16 protein-coding genes and 1 pseudogene (1 of these 17 cut by a window edge) are annotated in these 17536 nt (G+C 68.1%); 8 read left to right on the top strand and 9 right to left on the bottom strand.

Annotated elements, in window-relative coordinates; all coding sequences use genetic code 11:
• Positions 1–99 precede the first annotated feature (99 nt).
• Entirely contained in the window at positions 100–603 is a 504-nt protein-coding gene (ssb, locus tag ACO2Q1_RS04035; protein ID WP_423328261.1) for a single-stranded DNA-binding protein, read from the top strand.
• 46 nt (positions 604–649) lie between these two features.
• Here ssb and ACO2Q1_RS04030 read toward each other — a convergent pair whose 3' ends face one another.
• Positions 650–1033 carry a type II toxin-antitoxin system VapC family toxin gene (locus tag ACO2Q1_RS04030; protein WP_423328260.1) on the bottom strand — a complete coding sequence of 128 codons (384 nt, stop codon included), beginning with the start codon at positions 1031–1033 and terminating at the stop codon, positions 650–652.
• On the bottom strand, positions 1030–1293 hold the full coding sequence (locus tag ACO2Q1_RS04025; RefSeq protein WP_423328259.1) for a hypothetical protein: 264 nt from the start codon (positions 1291–1293) through the stop codon (positions 1030–1032). Before ACO2Q1_RS04025 ends, ACO2Q1_RS04030 begins: the two co-directional genes overlap by 4 nt.
• 120 nt (positions 1294–1413) lie before the next feature.
• On the opposite strand from ACO2Q1_RS04025, the gene ACO2Q1_RS04020 reads away from it, so the two are divergent.
• Entirely contained in the window at positions 1414–2337 is a 924-nt protein-coding gene (locus ACO2Q1_RS04020) for a DMT family transporter (RefSeq protein WP_423328258.1), read from the top strand.
• Between the two features lie 94 nt (positions 2338–2431).
• On the opposite strand, the gene ACO2Q1_RS04015 is transcribed toward ACO2Q1_RS04020, so the two are convergent.
• Positions 2432–2944, bottom strand: a complete 513-nt coding sequence (locus ACO2Q1_RS04015; protein ID WP_423328751.1) for a superoxide dismutase family protein — start codon at positions 2942–2944, stop codon at positions 2432–2434.
• A gap of 163 nt (positions 2945–3107) precedes the next feature.
• Between ACO2Q1_RS04015 and gyrA the strand changes: the two genes are divergently transcribed.
• The 3 genes from gyrA to ACO2Q1_RS04000 all read left to right on the top strand — a co-directional run bounded on the left by gyrA (position 3108) and on the right by ACO2Q1_RS04000 (position 8043).
• The gene (gyrA, locus tag ACO2Q1_RS04010) at positions 3108–5888 is read left to right on the top strand and encodes a DNA gyrase subunit A (protein WP_423328257.1); all 2781 of its coding nucleotides are present in this window, start codon (positions 3108–3110) and stop codon (positions 5886–5888) included.
• Between the two features lie 4 nt (positions 5889–5892).
• Positions 5893–6687 carry an aminotransferase class IV gene (locus tag ACO2Q1_RS04005; RefSeq protein WP_423328256.1) on the top strand — a complete coding sequence of 265 codons (795 nt, stop codon included), beginning with the start codon at positions 5893–5895 and terminating at the stop codon, positions 6685–6687.
• 114 nt (positions 6688–6801) lie between these two features.
• Complete coding sequence (locus ACO2Q1_RS04000; protein WP_423328255.1) at positions 6802–8043, top strand: cation:proton antiporter; 1242 nt, start codon at positions 6802–6804, stop codon at positions 8041–8043.
• Between the two features lie 56 nt (positions 8044–8099).
• On the opposite strand, the gene ACO2Q1_RS03995 is transcribed toward ACO2Q1_RS04000, so the two are convergent.
• Positions 8100–8864, bottom strand: a complete 765-nt coding sequence (locus ACO2Q1_RS03995; protein ID WP_423328254.1) for a PhoH family protein — start codon at positions 8862–8864, stop codon at positions 8100–8102.
• 377 nt (positions 8865–9241) lie between these two features.
• On the opposite strand from ACO2Q1_RS03995, the pseudogene ACO2Q1_RS03990 reads away from it, so the two are divergent.
• Positions 9242–9634: pseudogene (locus ACO2Q1_RS03990) on the top strand (gamma carbonic anhydrase family protein); the annotation flags it as partial.
• Between the two features lie 145 nt (positions 9635–9779).
• On the opposite strand, the gene ACO2Q1_RS03985 reads toward ACO2Q1_RS03990, so the two are convergent.
• The gene (locus tag ACO2Q1_RS03985) at positions 9780–10310 is read right to left on the bottom strand and encodes a PAS domain-containing protein (RefSeq protein ID WP_423328253.1); all 531 of its coding nucleotides are present in this window, start codon (positions 10308–10310) and stop codon (positions 9780–9782) included.
• Between the two features lie 158 nt (positions 10311–10468).
• Between ACO2Q1_RS03985 and ACO2Q1_RS03980 the strand changes: the two genes are divergently transcribed.
• A complete protein-coding gene (locus tag ACO2Q1_RS03980; RefSeq protein ID WP_423328252.1) occupies positions 10469–11572 on the top strand; it encodes a hypothetical protein in 1104 nt (367 codons plus the stop codon).
• Positions 11573–11758: 186 nt separating this feature from the next.
• Here the strand turns inward: ACO2Q1_RS03980 and ACO2Q1_RS03975 are convergent, their stop codons facing one another.
• The 4 genes from ACO2Q1_RS03975 to hfaA form a co-directional block, all read right to left on the bottom strand.
• Complete coding sequence (locus ACO2Q1_RS03975; RefSeq protein WP_423328251.1) at positions 11759–14650, bottom strand: M16 family metallopeptidase; 2892 nt, start codon at positions 14648–14650, stop codon at positions 11759–11761.
• A gap of 130 nt (positions 14651–14780) precedes the next feature.
• Entirely contained in the window at positions 14781–16001 is a 1221-nt protein-coding gene (hfaD, locus tag ACO2Q1_RS03970) for a holdfast anchor protein HfaD (protein WP_423328250.1), read from the bottom strand.
• Positions 15961–16971: a holdfast anchoring protein HfaB gene (gene hfaB / locus ACO2Q1_RS03965; protein ID WP_423328249.1), complete on the bottom strand. Its 1011-nt coding sequence runs from the start codon at positions 16969–16971 to the stop codon at positions 15961–15963. Before hfaB ends, hfaD begins: the two co-directional genes overlap by 41 nt.
• Positions 16964–17413, bottom strand: a complete 450-nt coding sequence (gene hfaA, locus ACO2Q1_RS03960; RefSeq protein ID WP_423328248.1) for a holdfast anchoring protein HfaA — start codon at positions 17411–17413, stop codon at positions 16964–16966. Before hfaA ends, hfaB begins: the two co-directional genes overlap by 8 nt.
• Before the next feature lie 119 nt (positions 17414–17532).
• On the opposite strand from hfaA, the gene ACO2Q1_RS03955 reads away from it, so the two are divergent.
• Positions 17533–17536: the 5' end (the start) of a rhomboid family intramembrane serine protease gene (locus tag ACO2Q1_RS03955; protein ID WP_423328247.1), read on the top strand. Its footprint extends 686 nt past the window's final position; only the first 4 of its 690 coding nucleotides appear in the window; it begins with the start codon at positions 17533–17535; the stop codon falls past the right edge of the window.

The raw sequence follows: 17536 nt of genomic DNA, 5'->3' as shown, positions 1-17536 counted from the left end.
TAGATTGCGTTAAACAGGGTTCCAACGGGGACGGGGCGCGCTAGGCCCGTTCCGCACGGCGCGGCGTCGATCCGCGCCCGGATTTTTCGAGAGGTCGTCATGGCGGGCAGCGTCAACAAGGTCATTCTGGTCGGCAATCTGGGCCGGGACCCGGAGATTCGGTCCATGCCCAACGGCGACCGGATCGCCAATCTGTCGCTGGCCACGTCCGAGACCTGGCGCGACCGCCAGTCGGGCGAACGCAAGGAAAAGACCGAGTGGCACCGCGTGGTCGTGTTCAACGACAACATCGTCAAGGTGGTCGAGAACTATCTGAAGAAGGGCTCGACCATCTATGTCGAGGGCCAGCTGCAGACCCGGAAGTGGACCGATCAGCAGGGCGTCGAGAAATATTCGACCGAGGTGGTGATCGGGCGCTTCAACGGCCAGCTGACCATGCTGGGCGGCCGCGACGGCGGCGGCGCCTCGCAGGGCGGCGGATCGGGCGGCGGCTATGGCGGCGGTCGTGACGACGACTATTCGTCCGGCTTCTCCACCGGCGGCGCCAACAAGCCGAGCGGCCCGAAGGAAAGCTACGACCTGAACGACGACATTCCGTTCTGACGGCGCCCGAACTCGGCGGCAAGGTCGGGCTCGACGGGCGCCGCCCTTACCAGACAGCCTTTCGGAAATGTTCGTTTATCCGCGCGTCGGCGGTCACCAGCCGGGCCTGATCGACGACTGCATTGGCGACGATCAGTCGGTCAAACGGATCGCGGGTCCATCCTATGGTGCGCGCGTGATGTGCGACGTCGGCGAAGGATGTCCGGGAGAGCGTCACGCCGTTCAACGCTTCGTCCAGATAGCCCAGAACGGCTTCAGGCGAAGGGACTCTTATTCGGCCAATGGAGATGAGGTCCTCGAGCTCGATCATCACCATGGGCGAAATCCGGATGTCGTCCGCCTGACGAATCTCTCGGCGCGCGGCGGCGGACAGTTTCGTGTTCAGGCGAAGGTACAGCCAGACAACGACATGGGTGTCGAGATGGATCACTGCCCGGCGAGATCCTTGAACTTGGCTTCGGGATCCCATTCCCAGTGGCTGTCATCGGCCGGATCATAATCCAAGATCCCGGAACCCGCTCGAGGGCCTTCAGCCATCATCCTGTCGAACCGTTCCGCCCGCGTCTGCTGATTGGCCGGGCCGGCCACGATCTTGGGAGTCAACTCGACGGATAGCTTGCCGCGACGGATGCGGATCGTTTCCCCGTCTTCGATCATCTGGTCGATGATGCGAAACAGGTCCTTGCGCATCTCGGTGATGGTCCATTCATTCATATGTACATGGTCGCTCTGAAAAGCGTACGTGTCAATGAAACACCTCGTCACCGACCTTGACGCGCAGCGGCTTCGGGTTCGTGGCATGAACGGCCTGTGACCCCTCCCGCTGCGCCAACGTCCGACGTTTCCCGTCCCCAGCCGCTGGCGCCGCTGGAGATCGCGGCGATCGTCGCGATCATCCTCATCTGGGGGATCAACAATGCGGCGGCCAAGGTGGCGACAGAGCATCTGTCGCCGCTGCTGGTCGGGGCGCTGCGGTTTCTGATCGCCACCCTTTGCCTGGCGCCGTTCATCCGGCCGCCTTTTCCCGACTGGCGCAGCCTGACCATCATCGTCCTGGTGGGCGGCGCCTTGCAGTATGGTCTGCTGTACGTCGCCTACTGGCTGGCGCAGGACGTCAGCCCGGTGACGGTGGCCAACCAGCTGTGGATTCCGTTCACCGCCCTGTTCGCCTTCCTGATCCTGGGCGAGCGGTTGAAGCGCGGCGCCCTGGTCGGGATGGGGGTGGCCTTCGTCGGCATCGGCTGGATGATGCTGGACGCCCATGCGCTGGAGGACTGGCGGGCGATCCTGGTGGGGATCGCGGCCGGCGCGGCCTGGGCCCTGACGACGGTGGTGGCGCGGCGCACGACGTCGATCCCGCCGGTGAAGATGCAGGGTCTGCTGGCGGCGGGCACTCTGCCGATGCTGGCCTTCGGCTCGGCGGTGTTCGAGCACGGTCAGGTCGAGGCGCTCACCACTGCGCCGCCGCTGGTGTGGCTGGCCCTGATCTGGGCGGGCGTAGTGTCGTCGGTCGTGGCCACCACCCTGATGTTCTGGCTGGTGCAAAGGCGCGAGGCCGGACGGGTGACGCCCTATCTGCTGGCCACGCCGGTCGTGTCCATGTTCATCGGCTGGGCCTGGATGGGGGATGTGCTGACGCCGCAGATCCTGACCGGCTCGGCGATCGCCCTGGCAGGCGTGGCGGTGGTGGCCCTGGCCGAGCGCGGCCTCCGCGCCGGCGGCGCGAAGGCCTGATGATTGGGCCGCGATCGTCGGCCCTTCGGGACCTCCCGACCCGACGCGGCCTTGTGGATTCGCCGCGCTGTCAGCCGAGAGATGGACCTAGGCGTTATTCGAACACGCCGCAGGCGATACGGGCGCCGGCGCCGCCGATGGGCTGGCTGGCGTGGTCGTCGCGACTGGCGTGGACCAGGAAGGACAGGCCGGTGATCGTCTGCCCAGGATTGGCGGCGTAGACCTCGGCATGGGCCGATCCGTCGGCGGCCGCATGCACGTTCTGAAGGTCGCCCAGGTCAGGGCCTGACGGGTTCAGCAAGCCGTGCGGGCTCGGGCCCTCGGCATGGTTGGCGTGGGCGCCGGCGGAGGTGAAGCCCGGTCCTTCGCACTTGCCGACGGCATGCAGGTGGACGCCGTGCCAGCCGCTCGGCCAACCCTTGCCCTCGACGACGAACAGCGTGCCCTTGGGACCGGCATAGGCGGTGACGGTCCCGGCGTCGCCGCCCTCGGCCGTCTTGAGCGCCGCCGTGGCGACAGGCGTGGGCGTCGCCGCCGTGGCTGCGGCCGGCGCGGGCGCATGGCCGGCATGGCCGCCGGTCTGGGCGACCGCGCAACCGGCGATCAGGGCGGCGGCGGCGGCGAAAGCGAGGGTGCGCATGGGGTGTCCTTTTCGTTCCGTATGGGGAGGGCGCGATCCGGCCCGGCGATTTTGCCTGAATCGGTTGTAGCTGATAGAAACCGAAGCAGCGGATCACGTTCCGATTCCGGCCATTCAAAGCCCGATTTCCTTGACCGACGACAGCTACGACAACGCCGCATTCCCTCCTTCGGGCGCGGGCGGCGGATCAGACATTTCGACCATCACGATCGAGACGGAGCTGAAACGCTCCTATCTCGACTACGCCATGAGCGTGATCGTCAGCCGCGCCCTGCCGGATGCGCGCGACGGTCTGAAGCCGGTGCATCGGCGGATCCTGTATTCGATGCACGACCTCGGCATGTCGCCCGAGAAGTCCTATTCCAAGTGCGCGCGCGTGGTCGGCGACGTGCTGGGCCGGTTTCACCCGCACGGCGACGCCTCGGTCTATATGGCCCTGGTGCGTATGGCCCAGCCGTTCTCCATGGGGCTGATGCTGGTCGACGGTCAGGGCAACTTCGGCTCGGTCGACGGCGATATGCCGGCCTCGATGCGATACACCGAGGCGCGGATGGCCCCGGCGGCCGTCGCCCTGATGGCCGACATCGACAAGGATACGGTCGATTTCCAGGCGAACTATGACGAGAAGGAGCTGGAGCCGTCGGTCCTGCCGACGCGCATTCCGAACCTGCTGGTCAACGGCGCCGGCGGCATCGCCGTGGGCATGGCCACCAACATTCCGCCTCACAACCTGGGCGAGGTGATCGACGCGGCGGTGGCCTTGCTGGACGCGCCGGACATCTCGGACGACGCCCTGCTGGACATCGTGCCGGGACCAGATTTCCCGACGGGCGGCGAAATCATGGGCCGGACGGCGCCGCGCAACGCCCTGCGCGACGGGCGCGGATCGGTGATCGTGCGCGGCAAGGCCTCGGTGGAAGAGATCCGCAAGGACCGCGACGCCATCATCATCACGGAACTGCCGTTCCAGGTGAACAAGCAGACCCTGATCGAGCGCATCGCCGAGATGGTGCGTGAGAAGCGTCTGGAGGGCATCGCGGACGTCCGGGACGAATCCGATCGTCAGGGCATGCGGATCGTCATCGAGCTGAAGCGCGACGCGTCCGGCGACGTGATCCTGAACCAGCTGTATCGCTATACGGCGCTGCAGTCGTCGTTCGGCGTCAACATGCTGGCGCTGAACCATGGCCGGCCGGAACAGATGGGCCTGCGCGCCCTGCTGGAGGCCTTCCTCGACTTCCGCGAGGAAGTCGTGGTCCGGCGCACCAAGTACGAGCTGGCCAAGGCCCGCGATCGCGGCCACGTCCTGGTCGGCCTGGCCGTGGCGGTGGCCAATATCGACGAGGTCATCCACATCATCCGCTCGTCGGCCGATCCGGCCGAGGCGCGCGAACGGCTGCAAGCCAAGAGCTGGCCGGTGGGCGACATGATCGCCCTGGTCGAGCTGATCGCCGATCCGCGCTCCATGCTGATCGACGGCGACAAGCTGAACCTGACGGACGAACAGGCCCGCGCCATCCTGGCCCTGACCCTCAGCCGCCTGACGGGCCTGGGCCGTGACGACATCTTCGGCGAGGCCCGGACGCTGGCCGAGACGATCCAGGGACATCTGACCATCCTGTCGGACCGGGCCAATATCCTGGCCATCATCCGCGAGGACCTGATCGCGGTGAAAGACCAGTTCGCCGTGCCGCGTCGCACCCTGATCGGCGAAGGCGACGCCGAGATGGAAGACGAGGACCTGATCCCGCGCGAGGACATGGTCGTCACCGTGACCCACGGGGGCTACGTCAAGCGGGTGGCCCTGGACGCCTATCGGACCCAGCATCGCGGCGGCAAGGGCAAGTCCGGCATGGCGATGAAGGACGAGGACGCCGTGGTCGGCGTGTTCTCGGCCTCGACCCACACGCCGGTTCTGTTCTTCGCCACCAACGGCAAGGCCTACAAGCTGAAGACCTGGCGCCTGCCGCTGGGGGCGCCGAACTCGCGCGGCAAGGCGTTCGTGAACCTGCTGCCGATCGAGCCCGGCGATTCGATCATGAACGTTCTGCCCCTGCCGGAGGACGAGGCGACCTGGGGCGACTACGACATCATGTTCGCCACCCGCTCGGGCGACGTGCGTCGCAACAAGCTGAGCGACTTCGCCACGGTCAATCGCGCCGGCAAGATCGCCATGAAGCTGGAGGACGGCGACAGCATGGTCGGCGTCGCCCTGTGCACGGGCGAGGACGATGTGCTGCTGACCACGGCCCTCGGTCAGGCGATCCGCTTCAAGGCCGACGACGTGCGGGTGTTCAAGGGCCGCGATTCGACCGGGGTGCGCGGCGTGCGTCTCGCCGAGGGCGACGCGGTCATCTCCATGGCCATCCTGGGCCGCGTCGACGCCACGCCGGAAGAACGCGCCGCCTATGTGAAGCACGCCAACGCCATGCGGCGCGCCGCGCTGGATCAGGGCGAGGGCGGCGACGAGGAGCCGGTCGGCGTCGAGAGCGACGATGAGGTCGTGGCCGAAACGGCCCTGTCCGTCGAGCGTATCGCTGAACTGGGGGCCGCCGAGCAGTTCATTCTGACGGTCACCGAGACCGGCTTCGGCAAGCGGTCCTCGGCCTATGAATATCGTCGCACCGGACGGGGCGGGAAGGGGCTGACAGCCCACGGCCTGGGCGGGCGTGCGGGCGCACGTCTGGCCGCCGCCTTCCCGGTCGAGGAGACGGACGATCTCCTGCTGGTCACCTCGGGCGGCCAGATGATCCGTACCCGGATGGAGCAGGTTCGCATCGTCGGCCGCGCCAGCCAGGGCGTGACCATCTTCCGCACCGCGGACGGCGAGAAGGTGGTGTCGGTCGAGCGCCTGCCGGAAAGCGGCGACGACGATGCGGGCGACGGCGAGGCCGGGGGCGGCGAGGACTAGGGTCTTGCAGCGCCTCTGGATCGACGGTGAACCGGCTGTCGAAGCCGATCTGATCCATCAACTGCTGCATCCCTATGGCGCCTTCACCTCATTTCGCGTCGAGGAGGGGGCGGTTCGGGGCCTGGACCTGCATCTGTCGCGCCTGGAGGCGTCCGCCCGCGACCTGTTCGGGGAGCCGGTCGATGCGCGTCGCCTGCGGACGCTGATCCGTCAGGCTGCGCCGGACAGCGGCGACGCCTGGCTGCGGGTCAGTCTGTTCTCACGGGAAATCCGGATGCGGAACGCCGATTTCGTCGGCGCGCCCAGCGTCATGGTCGGCGTCTTTGATGCGCCGCCGCCCCTGGCCGGCGAACTCTCCCTCCAGGCGCAGGTTCATGAGCGGGAGACGCCGCATCTCAAGCACGTGGCGACCTTCGGCCTGATGGGCGCGCGACGCCAGGCGAGGGCGGCCGGTCATGACGACGCCCTGTTCGCGGATTCGTCGGGCCTGATCTCGGAAGGCAGCGTCTGGAACATCGGCTTCCTGAAGGGCGATCATGTGGTCTGGCCCCAGGCGCCGATGCTGGACGGCGTCGCCCAGGCCCTGATCCGGCGACATCTGGCGAGCGTCGACATGTCCGAAGCGCGACGGCCGGTGCGCCTGGATGATCTCGGCGGGTTCGACGGCGCCTTCATCTGCAACAGCGCCACCCCGGCGGCCGGGGTTTGTGCGATCGACGGCGTGAGTTGGGCCGTCGATCCGATCCGGATCGCGCGGCTTCAGTCCGCCTGGGCCGCCGAGCCGCCGGAAAAACCCTGAACGGCCAAGTTTCAGCGAGGCGAGGCATTGAGTCGCCTTGATTTTCGTTGAGCCGAGCCCCAGTTCCGCAGTCTGCCCGAACGAAAGTCCTGACGCCCGACGCAAGGAGCGCCGATGCCGCATGCCGACAGCAGCCTGATCACCACCCTGGTCGGGGGCTTCGTCCTCGCCTTTGTGTTCGGCATGTTGGCCAATCGGCTGAAGCTATCGCCCCTCGTCGGATATCTGGTCGCCGGCGTGGTGGTTGGGCCGCATACCGCCGGCTATGTGGCCGACGTCGAACTGGCGCCGCAGCTGGCGGAGATTGGCGTCATCCTGTTGATGTTCGGGGTGGGGCTGCACTTTTCGCCCCAGGACCTGATGAAGGTCCGAAAGGTCGCCGTGCCCGGCGCCCTGGTGCAGATCGCCTCGGCGACGATCCTGGGCTGGGCCCTGGGGCGTTTCCTGCTGGGTCAGTCGGACGTCGAGGCCCTGATGATGGGCTTCGCCCTGTCGGTGGCGTCGACCGTGGTCCTGATGCGGGCGCTGGAGGAGCGGAAACAGAACAAGGGCGAGGTCGGACGGATCGCGGTCGGCTGGCTGATCGTCGAAGACCTGGTGATCGTCATCGCCCTGGTCATGCTTCCGATGCTGCTCTCGCCGGCCGGTGGCGAGACGGACGCGGGGGCCCTGGGGCTGAGCGTCGGCGTCACCCTGCTGAAGGTGGCGGGATTCGTCGCCGCCATGCTGTTCATCGGGGGCAAGGTGTTGCCCTGGGTGCTGGTTCGGATCGCCCACACCAAGTCGCGCGAACTGTTCACCCTGGGTGTATTGGCGATCGCCCTCGGGATCGCCTGGATCGCCTACCGGCTCTTCCACTCATTCGCCTTGGGCGCCTTCCTGGCCGGGCTGGTGCTGAATGGCACGCCCCTGGGGCACAATGCGGCGGAGCGGTCCCTGCCGTTGCGCGACGCCTTCGCGGTGCTGTTCTTCGTCTCGGTCGGCATGCTGTTCGATCCGATGATCCTGGTCGAGCAGCCGCTGGCGGTGCTGGGCGTCCTGGCCATCATCATCGTCGGCAAGACCGTCGCGGCCCTGGCCATCACGACGACGTTCAAGCTGGATCGGGCCACCAGCCTGACGGTCGGGGCCAGTCTGGCCCAGATTGGGGAATTCTCGTTCATCCTGGCAGCGCTGGGCGTGTCGCTGGGCGCCATGAGCCAGCAGACGCATGATCTGGTCCTGGCCGCCGCCCTGTTGTCGATCTCGCTCAATCCCTTCGTGTTCCGCTTCATGGACAGGATGGGCGCGCGACCGCCTGCGCCGCCGCCGCCCAAGATCGAGGACAAGCCGGCCGCCCTGGCCGAGGTGATGTGAAGAAGGGGCGGGATGAAATCCCGCCCCTTCGTCGTTTCAGTCGGCCGTCGATGGTGTCAGAGGACGCCGATCATGCTGGCGACCAGCGGGTGGCGGACGATGTCGCGCTCCGCCAGACGGACGACCGCGATCTCGGGCACGGCCTCCAGTCGCTCGGCGATATCGGCCAGGCCGGAAACACCCGGCAGCAGGTCCGACTGGTGCGGATCGCCGGTCACCACCATGGTCGAATGCCAGCCCAGCCGGGTCAGCAGCATCTTCAGCTGGGTGTAGGTGCAGTTCTGGGCTTCATCGACGACGACGAAGGCGTTGTTCAGCGTCCGGCCGCGCATGTAGCCGATCGGGGCGATCTCGATCAGACCCTCGGCCATCAGGGCGCCGACCCGTTTCATGGACAGCCGATCTGACAGGGCGTCGTAGAGGGGGCGCAGATAGGGGGCGAGCTTGTCCTCCATGGCGCCGGGCAGGAAGCCGATCGATTCGCCGGCCTCGACCGCCGGCCGGCTGAGGACGATGCGGCCCACGCGGCCGGCCTCCAGGGCTTCGACCGCCTTGGCGACGGCCAGATAGGTCTTGCCGGTTCCGGCCGGGCCAAGCGCGAGACACAGGCTGGCGGTGTCGATGGCGTTCAGCAATGCGGCCTGGCCCTCGGACTTGGGCTTGAGCGTCTTCAGATAGGCCTGGTCACGATCGTCATTGGACGGATAGGGCGACCAGCCGGTGTGGGTCGGCAGGCGCCGCACCTTGGCGTCCTGGGAAAACTCACGCGAATCCAGAACGCCTTCGCGAGCCTGGCGCTTCAGGGCGGAACGCTTGGTCATGACGATCTCCGAAGAGGTGACGACGGCCGGGCGGTGCGGCGGTCGTCGGACAAGAAAAAAGGCGATGCCGGAACGACATCGCCTCGGGCGGCGGGGGAGGAGAGGAGGAGGCCGACGACGGCGCGACCGGGATCGGCGGGCGGTGCATCGGGGGCGAAGCCGCCCGGCGACACTGCGATGAGCGGGAGATCCCGCCGCCGAATCGAACGCGCCACTCACGTCCTCCTGGCAACCCGGACCGGAATCGGTCCGGCGAGTGAGACGACAGCGCGGATTCAGCGCCCCCGAATCACCCGACAATCAGATGCTATCGTGGTTTATGAAGGCTTAAAGGTCCGATTTCACACGGCCTCGTGAAGCGATCAGGAGACACGGCGATGACCCTCTACACCCTCGGCGACCAGAGCCCGAGCCTGCCTCCCGAAGGCGAATATTGGGTGGCGCCGACCGCCGTGGTGCTGGGCGATGTGGTGCTGGGCCGCAACGCCAGCGTCTGGTTCGGCGCGGTTCTGCGTGGCGACACCGATCGTCTGACGGTCGGCGAGAACTCGAACATCCAGGATCTCAGCGTCCTGCATGCCGACGCGGGCGTGCCGCTGACGATCGGGCGCGACGTCACCGTGGGCCACAAAGCGATGCTGCACGGCTGCACCATCGGCGACAACAGCCTGATCGGCATCGGGGCGGTGATTCTGAACGGGGCGCGGATCGGCAGGAATTGTCTGATCGGCGCCAACGCCCTGATTCCCGAGGGCAAGGAGATCCCGGACGGCAGCCTGGTCATGGGTCAGCCGGGCAAGGTGATCCGTGAACTGACGGACGGTCAGATCGCCGCCCTGACGGCGAGCGCCGAACACTATGTCCAGAACTGGAAACGCTTCGCGGCTGGGCTGAAACCGCTCTGACGGCGCCCCTTCAGGCGATGCGGCGGCCGTCGAGCGTGGCCAGGGCAAGGGGGGCGCGGCGGACATCCCCCGTCGCCGTGGCCAACCGGGCCGAAAGGGCGCCGATCGATTCGGCCGCCAGATCCGAAGCGTGCACCGGCTGGTAGCAGCCGATCAGCCGGTCGGCGGCGCCGGTTCGATCGCGGAACGGCGCCAGGGCCACCTCGATCGGTCCGGCCAGCAGCGGCGAATCGGCCACCACGACATAGGGGCGCGCCTCGCGCACGGCCCTCTGGATCGTCGCCAGGATCAGGGGGCGGCTGTCCGCACGCCAGAGGTCGAGCCAGTCGACGTTGACAAGCGCCGCTCCGTGCAGCTGCTCCATCCACCCGCCGGCCAGGCGAAGCGGCCAACGGTCGCCGTCGGCTCGGCCGGCGCTCCACACGCGCGGCAACTGCGGGCCCAGGACCATGGGGTCGAAGGCGGCGCGCGCCGGCACGCGCTCGGCGTCGGGAAGCGCGCGCCAGGCGTCGATCAGGGCGGATGTGCCGGGATGGAACATGGGGTCGCCTTTCCCGGCCCGACCCGCAAGCGCGGCGCCGCCCCGAATCGGGTCGCGTTCACCCTCTCGGCAACAGATTTTCAAGGGTTTTGACCCAGGTTGATCCACTGGAGCGGTCCGCGTTTGGCGACCGCATGACGCAGACTGGAGCCGGGCGCATGAAGCTCAGGACCACGACATGGCTGCCGGCGGCGATCGGCCTGGCCGCCCTGGCGACCGGCGGCGAGGCGCTGGCCCAGTGCGGCTCGGGCTGTGGAACCCCGACTCCGCCGCCACCGCCGCCTCCCTCCCCGGCCTGCTGCCAGCCTCCGCCCGCGCCGCCGTCGCCGCCGGAGCCGCCGTCGGCCTGCTGCCGCCCGCCGCCCGCGCCGGACTATCCGAGCGGCGGCGGCAATTTCAATCTGAACGTCAACGTCAATGCGAACGCCAATGCGAACGCGAACAGCAACGAGAACCTGTTGCGCGCGCGGGGCTTCTCAAGCCTGTCGGGCAGCTACGGCGGAGGCGGCGGCGCCTATTTCAACGTCGACCAGCCCTATCCGACGGTGATCCAGGGTCTGAACGTCGAGGGCGCGGCCGCCGCGGCCGCCCAGGTCATTCAGACTCCCGTGACGATGGCCCGTTGGGTCGCCGCCCGGGTCGTGATCCGCGCCGTCTGCATCGACGACCGCAACGTGCCGCATCCGGCCAGCCAGGTGCAGCCGGGCCGCGACGTCGCCGACGGCTATGAAGGCGAACTGTACCGCTGCCTCGCGGGAACGCGGCTGCAGGTGTCGTGGGCTGACTATGTGAACGAGGCGGCGATCAACTTCGATCGCGGCGAGACCATGATGTGCGCCAAGGGCGAGAGCCTCTGGTATCGGCGCGGCGGCGGCCACATGGCCCAGCAGGCCGCCAGCTATTCGGCCGAGCAGTACAGCCAGATGTACGCCGAGGCCTATGGCCAGATGTACGCCGGCCAGGGCGGAATGCCCGGTCAGGTCACGGTTCGCACGGAAGGCGGCCACGGCGTCGAGATGGCCGGCGGATACGGCTACGGCGGCCATGGCGGCGGCGTCATGGTCTGTGCGCCCCAGAAGCCGGAACGCGACTGCAACGAGCGGTCGCTGCTGCGTCGCTACGGCGCCGGGATCAAGGTGCTGACGCTGTGGCGCGAGGAATACTACACCGAATACCAGCAGCAGGTGGTTCAGGCCGCGGCGGCGGCGGCGACCAGCTACAGCCTGACGCTGGACGGCGGGGTGGGCGGCCGGGCGTTCTAGAGCAAAATCGGTCGGGCTGGACGTCGTCCAGTCCTGAGCTCTGGCGCGCGAAAGCTGACAATCGCCGAATTGCGTCGTTCAGCCTGCCGTCAGGCGCGCTGATGCAGATTGCGAGCGTCGGTTCATCGCCGGCGATCCTGAGGAACGACTGACCCCGGAGGTTTCACCTCCGGGGTCTTTTTCTGGTCAGGTCCCAGGCTGTTTGATCACCTCGGCGCGCCAGGCGCGGTCGGGGCGCAGGTACAGCTGAGCCAGGGCCTGGAGATCGGCCGCCGTGATCGCTTCGAGCGTGGCGACATGGTTGCGGGTCTGGTCGAGGGACGTCGGATCCCGCTGGGCGTCCGCAACCTGAAGCAGCCAGTAGCCGTTGTCGGCCATGCTCTTCTTCAACTGCTCGACGGCCGGGCGACGGGCGCGGTTCAGTTCGTCCTCGCTGATCGGATTGTCGCGCAGGTCGGCGGCGATGCGGTCCATGGCCTCGAAGAAGGCGCCGATGTTGTTCGGCGCGGTCTCCGCCGCCGCATAGATGGAGCCGTAGCCCTCGAACACATCGGACGACGAGGCGCCGGCGCCGGGCGAATAGGCGATGCTGAGCTTCTCGCGAATCTCCTCGTTGACCCGCAGTTGCAGCACGTCGGCGAGGATAGACAGGCGGCGCGCCGTCGTGCGGTCTCCGATCTGGTCCGTGGTCGGCCAGGCGACATAGGCCATGGCCTGTTCGGCCGGGCCGGTGTGGAAGATCTTCACCGGTTCGGATGTCGCCGCCGGGAAGCGCCGTTGGTCCGAACCCGGCGCCGGCGACGGGGCCTCGCCGCGCGCCGGCAGGGCGCCGAAGGTCGAGGCCACAGCGGCGACGGCGGCGTCCACGGTCACGTCTCCGACGATGGTGATGTCGATCGGGCCGGAAGCGCGCCCGGCGCGCACGCCTTCGCGGATCTGGTCGATGGTGACGGCGGCCACCTGTTCCGCCGTCGGCGTCACCTCGCGCTGATCACCGCCTGCGAGCAGAACGCCCGAATCGCGCTGGAAAGCGCCGCCGGGGGTGGCCGCCAGTTGGGCGAGAATCTGCGGGAAGAAGCCCTTGAGCTGTTCCAGCGGCGCAGCGCGCAGGCCGGGGTCGGTCAGGGAGGCGGCGAGAATCTGCATCTGCAGCTGCAGGTCCTCGGGCTTGGTGGCGCCCGACAAGGTGAAGCCGTCCGTCGTCATGCCCGCGTTGACCGAATAGGTCCGGCCCGACAACACGCGGTTCAGCTCATCGACCGACAGCTTGCCCAGACCGCCCGGCCCCATCACCGATGACGCGAGGGCCATCGGCGAGAACCGGTCGGTGGGCAGGCCCAGTTCACCGATCCCGGTCCGGACGCTGATCAGGATCTGGTCGTCGCGGAAGTCCGTCGGCTTGATGTTCAGGCGCACGCCGTTGGGGAAGGCGACGGTGGTCAGGCCCAGGTCGGCGATCTGGACCGGAGACGACGGCACGCCCGGCGTTCCGAAGTCCGTGTAGGGCCAGGTCAGTTCGGCGTCGGCGGCGCGGGCCGTAACGGCGGTGGCGCGCGAGGCCGTCAAGGCCTCCGTCACGGCCGCCTCGCCCCCCTCGACCGGGACGGGGCTGACAAACAGCACCAGAGGGCCCTGGCCGTCGAACACCCTGGCGGTTTCGGCCAGCACCGCAGCGGGTGTCAGGCCTTCGACGGCCTGGTTGAAGATGTCGAGATTGGTCCGGGGCGAGGTGAACACCGAGTCGTTGTTGATCGCATTGACCAGACCGCTGGCCAGGGCCGGGGTCGAGCGCGTGGCGGCGGCCGCCACGGCGTTCTGCAGCGAGGTGCGGGTGTCGGTGATGGCGCGCTGCAGCTCCTGGTCGGTCACGCCGAACTGCACGAGGCGACGCTGTTCGCGTTCGGCCGCCTCGAGCGCCGGCTTCCAGGCGCCGGGGTTGAACGAGACGGACAGGACGCCGAGGTCAAGGCTGTCGAACAGGGATTGATACCCGCCGCCGGCGCCGATGAAGGGGGCGTTGTCCTGGCGGCTGATTTCGCCGAGCCGCCGGTTGAGAATCGAGAGGCCGATGTTGCGCTTGATCGCGCGGGTGCGGCGTTCGACGGTGTCGGGCGACAGATCGGGGGCCTTGATCCAGTTGATCTGGATCGAGGACGGAATGCCCGGCTCGACCAAGATCCGGGTTTCCGGCTCGCGCGGCGCGACGGTTCCCAGGTCCGGCTCCGGTCCGTTCGGCGCCGCCGGGGCCCAGCTTTCGAAATTCTGCCGAATCTTGGCTTCCATCGCCTCGATGTCGAAGTCGCCGGCGACGATGATCGTGGCGCGCGAGGGACGGTAGTAGGCCTGGTAGAACGAGACGAACCGGTCGCGCGGGGCGGTGCGGATGATGTTCAGATCACCGCCCGGCAGGCGATTGGCCATGCGCTGGCCAGGCGCCAGAAGGGCGAACTGGGCCTTGGCCACTCGCAGGCCGGGGGTGTCGCGCGTCCGCAGCTCGCCCTCGATGACGCCGCGCTCCTCGTCGATGGCGCTGGGCTCCATCAGGGCCGCGGACATCATTTCACGAAGGATGTTCAGGCTGGGATCGACGGTCTCGTCGCGGGTGTTCGGGAGTTCCAGCATATAGACCGTCTGGTCCAGGCCGGTGGAGGCGTTGGTGTCGGCGCCGAAGGCCAGGCCGAGGCGCTCGAGAATGCGCAGCATTTCGTTCTCGGGCACATTGGTCGTGCCGTTGAAGGCCATATGCTCCATGAAGTGGGCGAGACCGAGCTGGTTGTCCTCTTCCATCAGCGAGCCGGCGGCGATGCGCAGCCGGATCGAGGCGGCCCCGGGAGGGGTGGCGTTACGGATCAGGGCGTAGCGCATGCCGTTCGACAGGCGGCCGTAGCGGACGGCCGCGTCCGCCGGGATGTCGCTGGCGTCCTGGGCCCAGGGCGCCGGGGCGTCCGAGGCTTGAATAGCGGTCGCCGCCGGGGCCGCGCTCGGCGGGGCGAAGGCCTGGGCCGTTCCGGCCAGTCCGGTGGCGAGCAGAAGGGCCGCGCCGGAGGCGGCGGCGAACAGGTGGCGATTCGATCTCATGACGGACTCCGCGCGGACCCGCGCGACGCCCGGGCCGGAAACTGCGGGCCGCCCCAGCGCGGCCCGGCGCGAGCCTAGAGACAGGCCCGACCCCGCTCCAATGAATTCGAGGTCAGGTTGCGTGCCGGGGTCAGTTTCCGCCGTTGGGGCGGCTGACGTAGAAGTTGGCGGCGTTGCCGACCGCGTTGGTGCCGACGATGACGGCGCGGCCCGGCGCATTGATGACCGCGTTGGCGGTGGCGGAGACGGCGCCTTCGTTGATCTGGCTGTTGTTCACGGTCATCGTCGCCTGGCATTCGGCGCAGGCGTAGCCGGTGACGGTGTTGCCGACGGCCTCGGCCGAGACATAGGCGTCATAGCCGTTGGTCCCGGCGAAGCTGGCGCGGACCTCGACCCCGCCGGTGTTGATCTGGCTGTTGTCGATTTCCAGATGCAGGTCCTGGTTGCCGATCGAGACGGCGTTGGCGGCGCCGCGCGCGGCCGAGCGGGCCACGCCGTAGTCGTAGCTGGTGACCACGGCCTGGGAGACGACCTGACTGGCGTTTTCCTGCTGGGTGCGAGCCACGACCGAACCGCCGGCGCTGGACAGGACGGCCTGGTTGGCGGTGGCGGCGGCGGCGCCGCTCAGATCCCAGGCGTTGCCGGCGTTGGCGCTGGTGTCGGCGATGATGACGTCGCCGGTCGACCGCTGACCGACATAGAGATAGGCGCTGGAGGCGCCGGTGCCGTTCGAAGTGGTGGAATTGCCGACGGCCTGGCTCTGGAACACGGCTTCGGCCGGGATGTACTGGGTCTCGGCCAGGTTCGAGGCGCGGACGGAGGCTTCGTTCAACTGATGCACGGCGCCCGAAACATGCGTGTTCTCGCCGCCCAGAGCCATGGTGTTTGCCGTGGCCGCAGCGTTGACATAGGCGCCGGACAACAGGCGGGAGGTTCCGCCAGTGATGCTGGTGGCGGCCTCTATCTCGTAGGGGCCGACGCGCTGGTCCGAATCGACGGCGACATCGGCGCCGTAGCCGGCGGCCGAGGCGTAGTTGCCGTTGGCCTGGGTCGTGGCGTTGACAACGCCGCCGATCTCTCCGCCGCCCGGCGCGGGCGTGGTGACCGCCCGGACGTTGGCGTTCAGGTGCTGGACGTTGCGGAATTCGATGCCGCCGCCCACGACCGCGCCGGCGACGCTGTTGCCGGTCGCGGCGTTGGAGACCGTGACCTGTTCGTCCGCGCCCTCGACGACGAGGGTCTGGCCGGCGATGACGTCGCCCAGCTGAAGCTGGTTGTTCAGGACCAGCGAACGGTCCTGGCTGGAAGCCTCAGTAGCGGCTGCGGCGCACGTCGCGATCGCGATTAGCATTCCAGCGGTTCGGGTCCGCGCGCGTCTGGCCATTGTTCTGATCCGTATTGGCGTAGGCGGGGTAGTAGCCGCCGGTCGGGCCGACAGGGCCCAGCGGGTCACGGGAGGCGTCCAGGCAGATCTGGGGCCCGGGGGCGCCATAGAGGTTGGCCATCATCTCGAGTGTCGCGCGCTCGATCAGGGCGCGCACCGCCAGCTGGACCGGCTCCATCCCGCCGGTGCCGGCCGAAATGTCGAAGACGTTGCCGTCCAGGAAGTCGAAGACGCCGGCCGAAATCTCCTTGCCGATGACCTGCTTCTGGTAGGAGATGACGTCGACCACCTCCATCGTCGTGGTCTGGACCAGGCGCAGGTCCAGGGCGATGTTCATGACGAACACCTTGCGCTGGAGCAGGGCCGAGCCGGGGCGGGCGGAATCGGTCTCGCCCTGGCCGATGTCGAAGCCGCCCGACCGGATATTGTAGTTCACCTCGGTGATGCCGCCGACGATGTAGAAGTCGGAGCCCGGCACCTGGCCGGCCAGGATGCGGCGGTAGCCGGGGTCGTTGGGATCCGGGCTCTCGTCGCCGATCAGCTTGTTGTTGGCGTAGCGGAGCTCCAGCTCCGAGATCGAGGTGTCGTACCGCTCGACCATGCGGGCGCCGGCCTTGGCCAGGGCCGAATAGGCCATCAGCGAACCGCCCTGGGTGATTTGGCGGCCGCCGTCGGCGGCGATGGTGCCGGTGTAGTCGCTGACCCGGCCGATGGCGATGCGGGGCGACGGCAGGTTGTAGCGCCGGGCGTAGTCCGCCATGCAGTAGAGGGCCTGGGAATAGGGCGTCGGGTTCGACGTCACCGGGGCGTTGCCGATCGGGGTGGCGTAGAGGCCGTTGCGGCCCGCCACGCCCGTTCCGCCGCATCCGGCCAGGACGGTGGAGACGGCCAGGGCCGCGACGGCGCCGAGGCGGCCGATGGATGTGATCCTAGTCATTGAGTTTCAGCGTCCCGTTCAGGACCGTTCCCGCCGTGACATTGCCGTTGTTGGTCTGTCGCGAGTTGACGATGACGGTGTTGTGGTTGCCCTGAACCACCACGTTCAGGCTGTTGCCGATGGCGGTCGCGCCGCCGATGGTCGTTCCGGAGCCGTTGGAGCCGGAGCCGGACCAGGTTCCCGAGGTGGAGACGCCCGAGCTGCGGCTGGCGTAGCTGGAGGCGCCCGTCTGGATGATGCCGTCGACGATCAGGCGGTTGCCGTTGGCGTCACGGGTCGAGCCGGTCTGGCTCTGGGCCGTGCTGTAGCGGGAGTTGCCCCAGCCCGACTGGAACTGGGCGGCGCTGTTCGAGCCGGACGTCTGGGCGACGGCCGCGCCGCCGGTCAGGGCGACCGCTGCGCCCGTCGCAAGGGCGATATGGAAACTTCTGGCACACGTCATGGCGGGACTCCGCACTCCGAACCGGTCGAGGGTCGGCAAGCAACCCGCGTGCCAAAATGGGATAGGGTTATTAAGAACCGCTTGAGATTGTGCGGCTGTCCCCTCATTTCGGGCCGGTGATGA

This window comes from Brevundimonas sp. VNH65 (assembly GCF_049445955.1).
Classification (GTDB): Bacteria; Pseudomonadota; Alphaproteobacteria; order Caulobacterales; family Caulobacteraceae; genus Brevundimonas.
Note: the sequence above shows the minus strand (reverse complement) of the source record. Positions and strands in the feature narration are given on the sequence as shown.

Excerpts from the sequence above, each read along its gene's own strand:
- ssb (WP_423328261.1), top strand. The coding sequence starts at position 100 with ATGGCGGGCAGCGTCAACAAGGTCATTCTGGTCGGCAATCTGGGCCGG.
- ACO2Q1_RS04025 (WP_423328259.1), bottom strand. The coding sequence starts at position 1,293 with ATGCGCAAGGACCTGTTTCGCATCATCGACCAGATGATCGAAGACGGG.
- ACO2Q1_RS04000 (WP_423328255.1), top strand. The coding sequence starts at position 6,802 with ATGCCGCATGCCGACAGCAGCCTGATCACCACCCTGGTCGGGGGCTTC.
- ACO2Q1_RS03995 (WP_423328254.1), bottom strand. The coding sequence starts at position 8,864 with ATGACCAAGCGTTCCGCCCTGAAGCGCCAGGCTCGCGAAGGCGTTCTG.
- ACO2Q1_RS03985 (WP_423328253.1), bottom strand. The coding sequence starts at position 10,310 with ATGTTCCATCCCGGCACATCCGCCCTGATCGACGCCTGGCGCGCGCTT.
- ACO2Q1_RS03980 (WP_423328252.1), top strand. The coding sequence starts at position 10,469 with ATGAAGCTCAGGACCACGACATGGCTGCCGGCGGCGATCGGCCTGGCC.
- ACO2Q1_RS03975 (WP_423328251.1), bottom strand. The coding sequence starts at position 14,650 with ATGAGATCGAATCGCCACCTGTTCGCCGCCGCCTCCGGCGCGGCCCTT.
- hfaD (WP_423328250.1), bottom strand. The coding sequence starts at position 16,001 with ATGCTAATCGCGATCGCGACGTGCGCCGCAGCCGCTACTGAGGCTTCC.
- hfaB (WP_423328249.1), bottom strand. The coding sequence starts at position 16,971 with ATGACTAGGATCACATCCATCGGCCGCCTCGGCGCCGTCGCGGCCCTG.
- hfaA (WP_423328248.1), bottom strand. The coding sequence starts at position 17,413 with ATGACGTGTGCCAGAAGTTTCCATATCGCCCTTGCGACGGGCGCAGCG.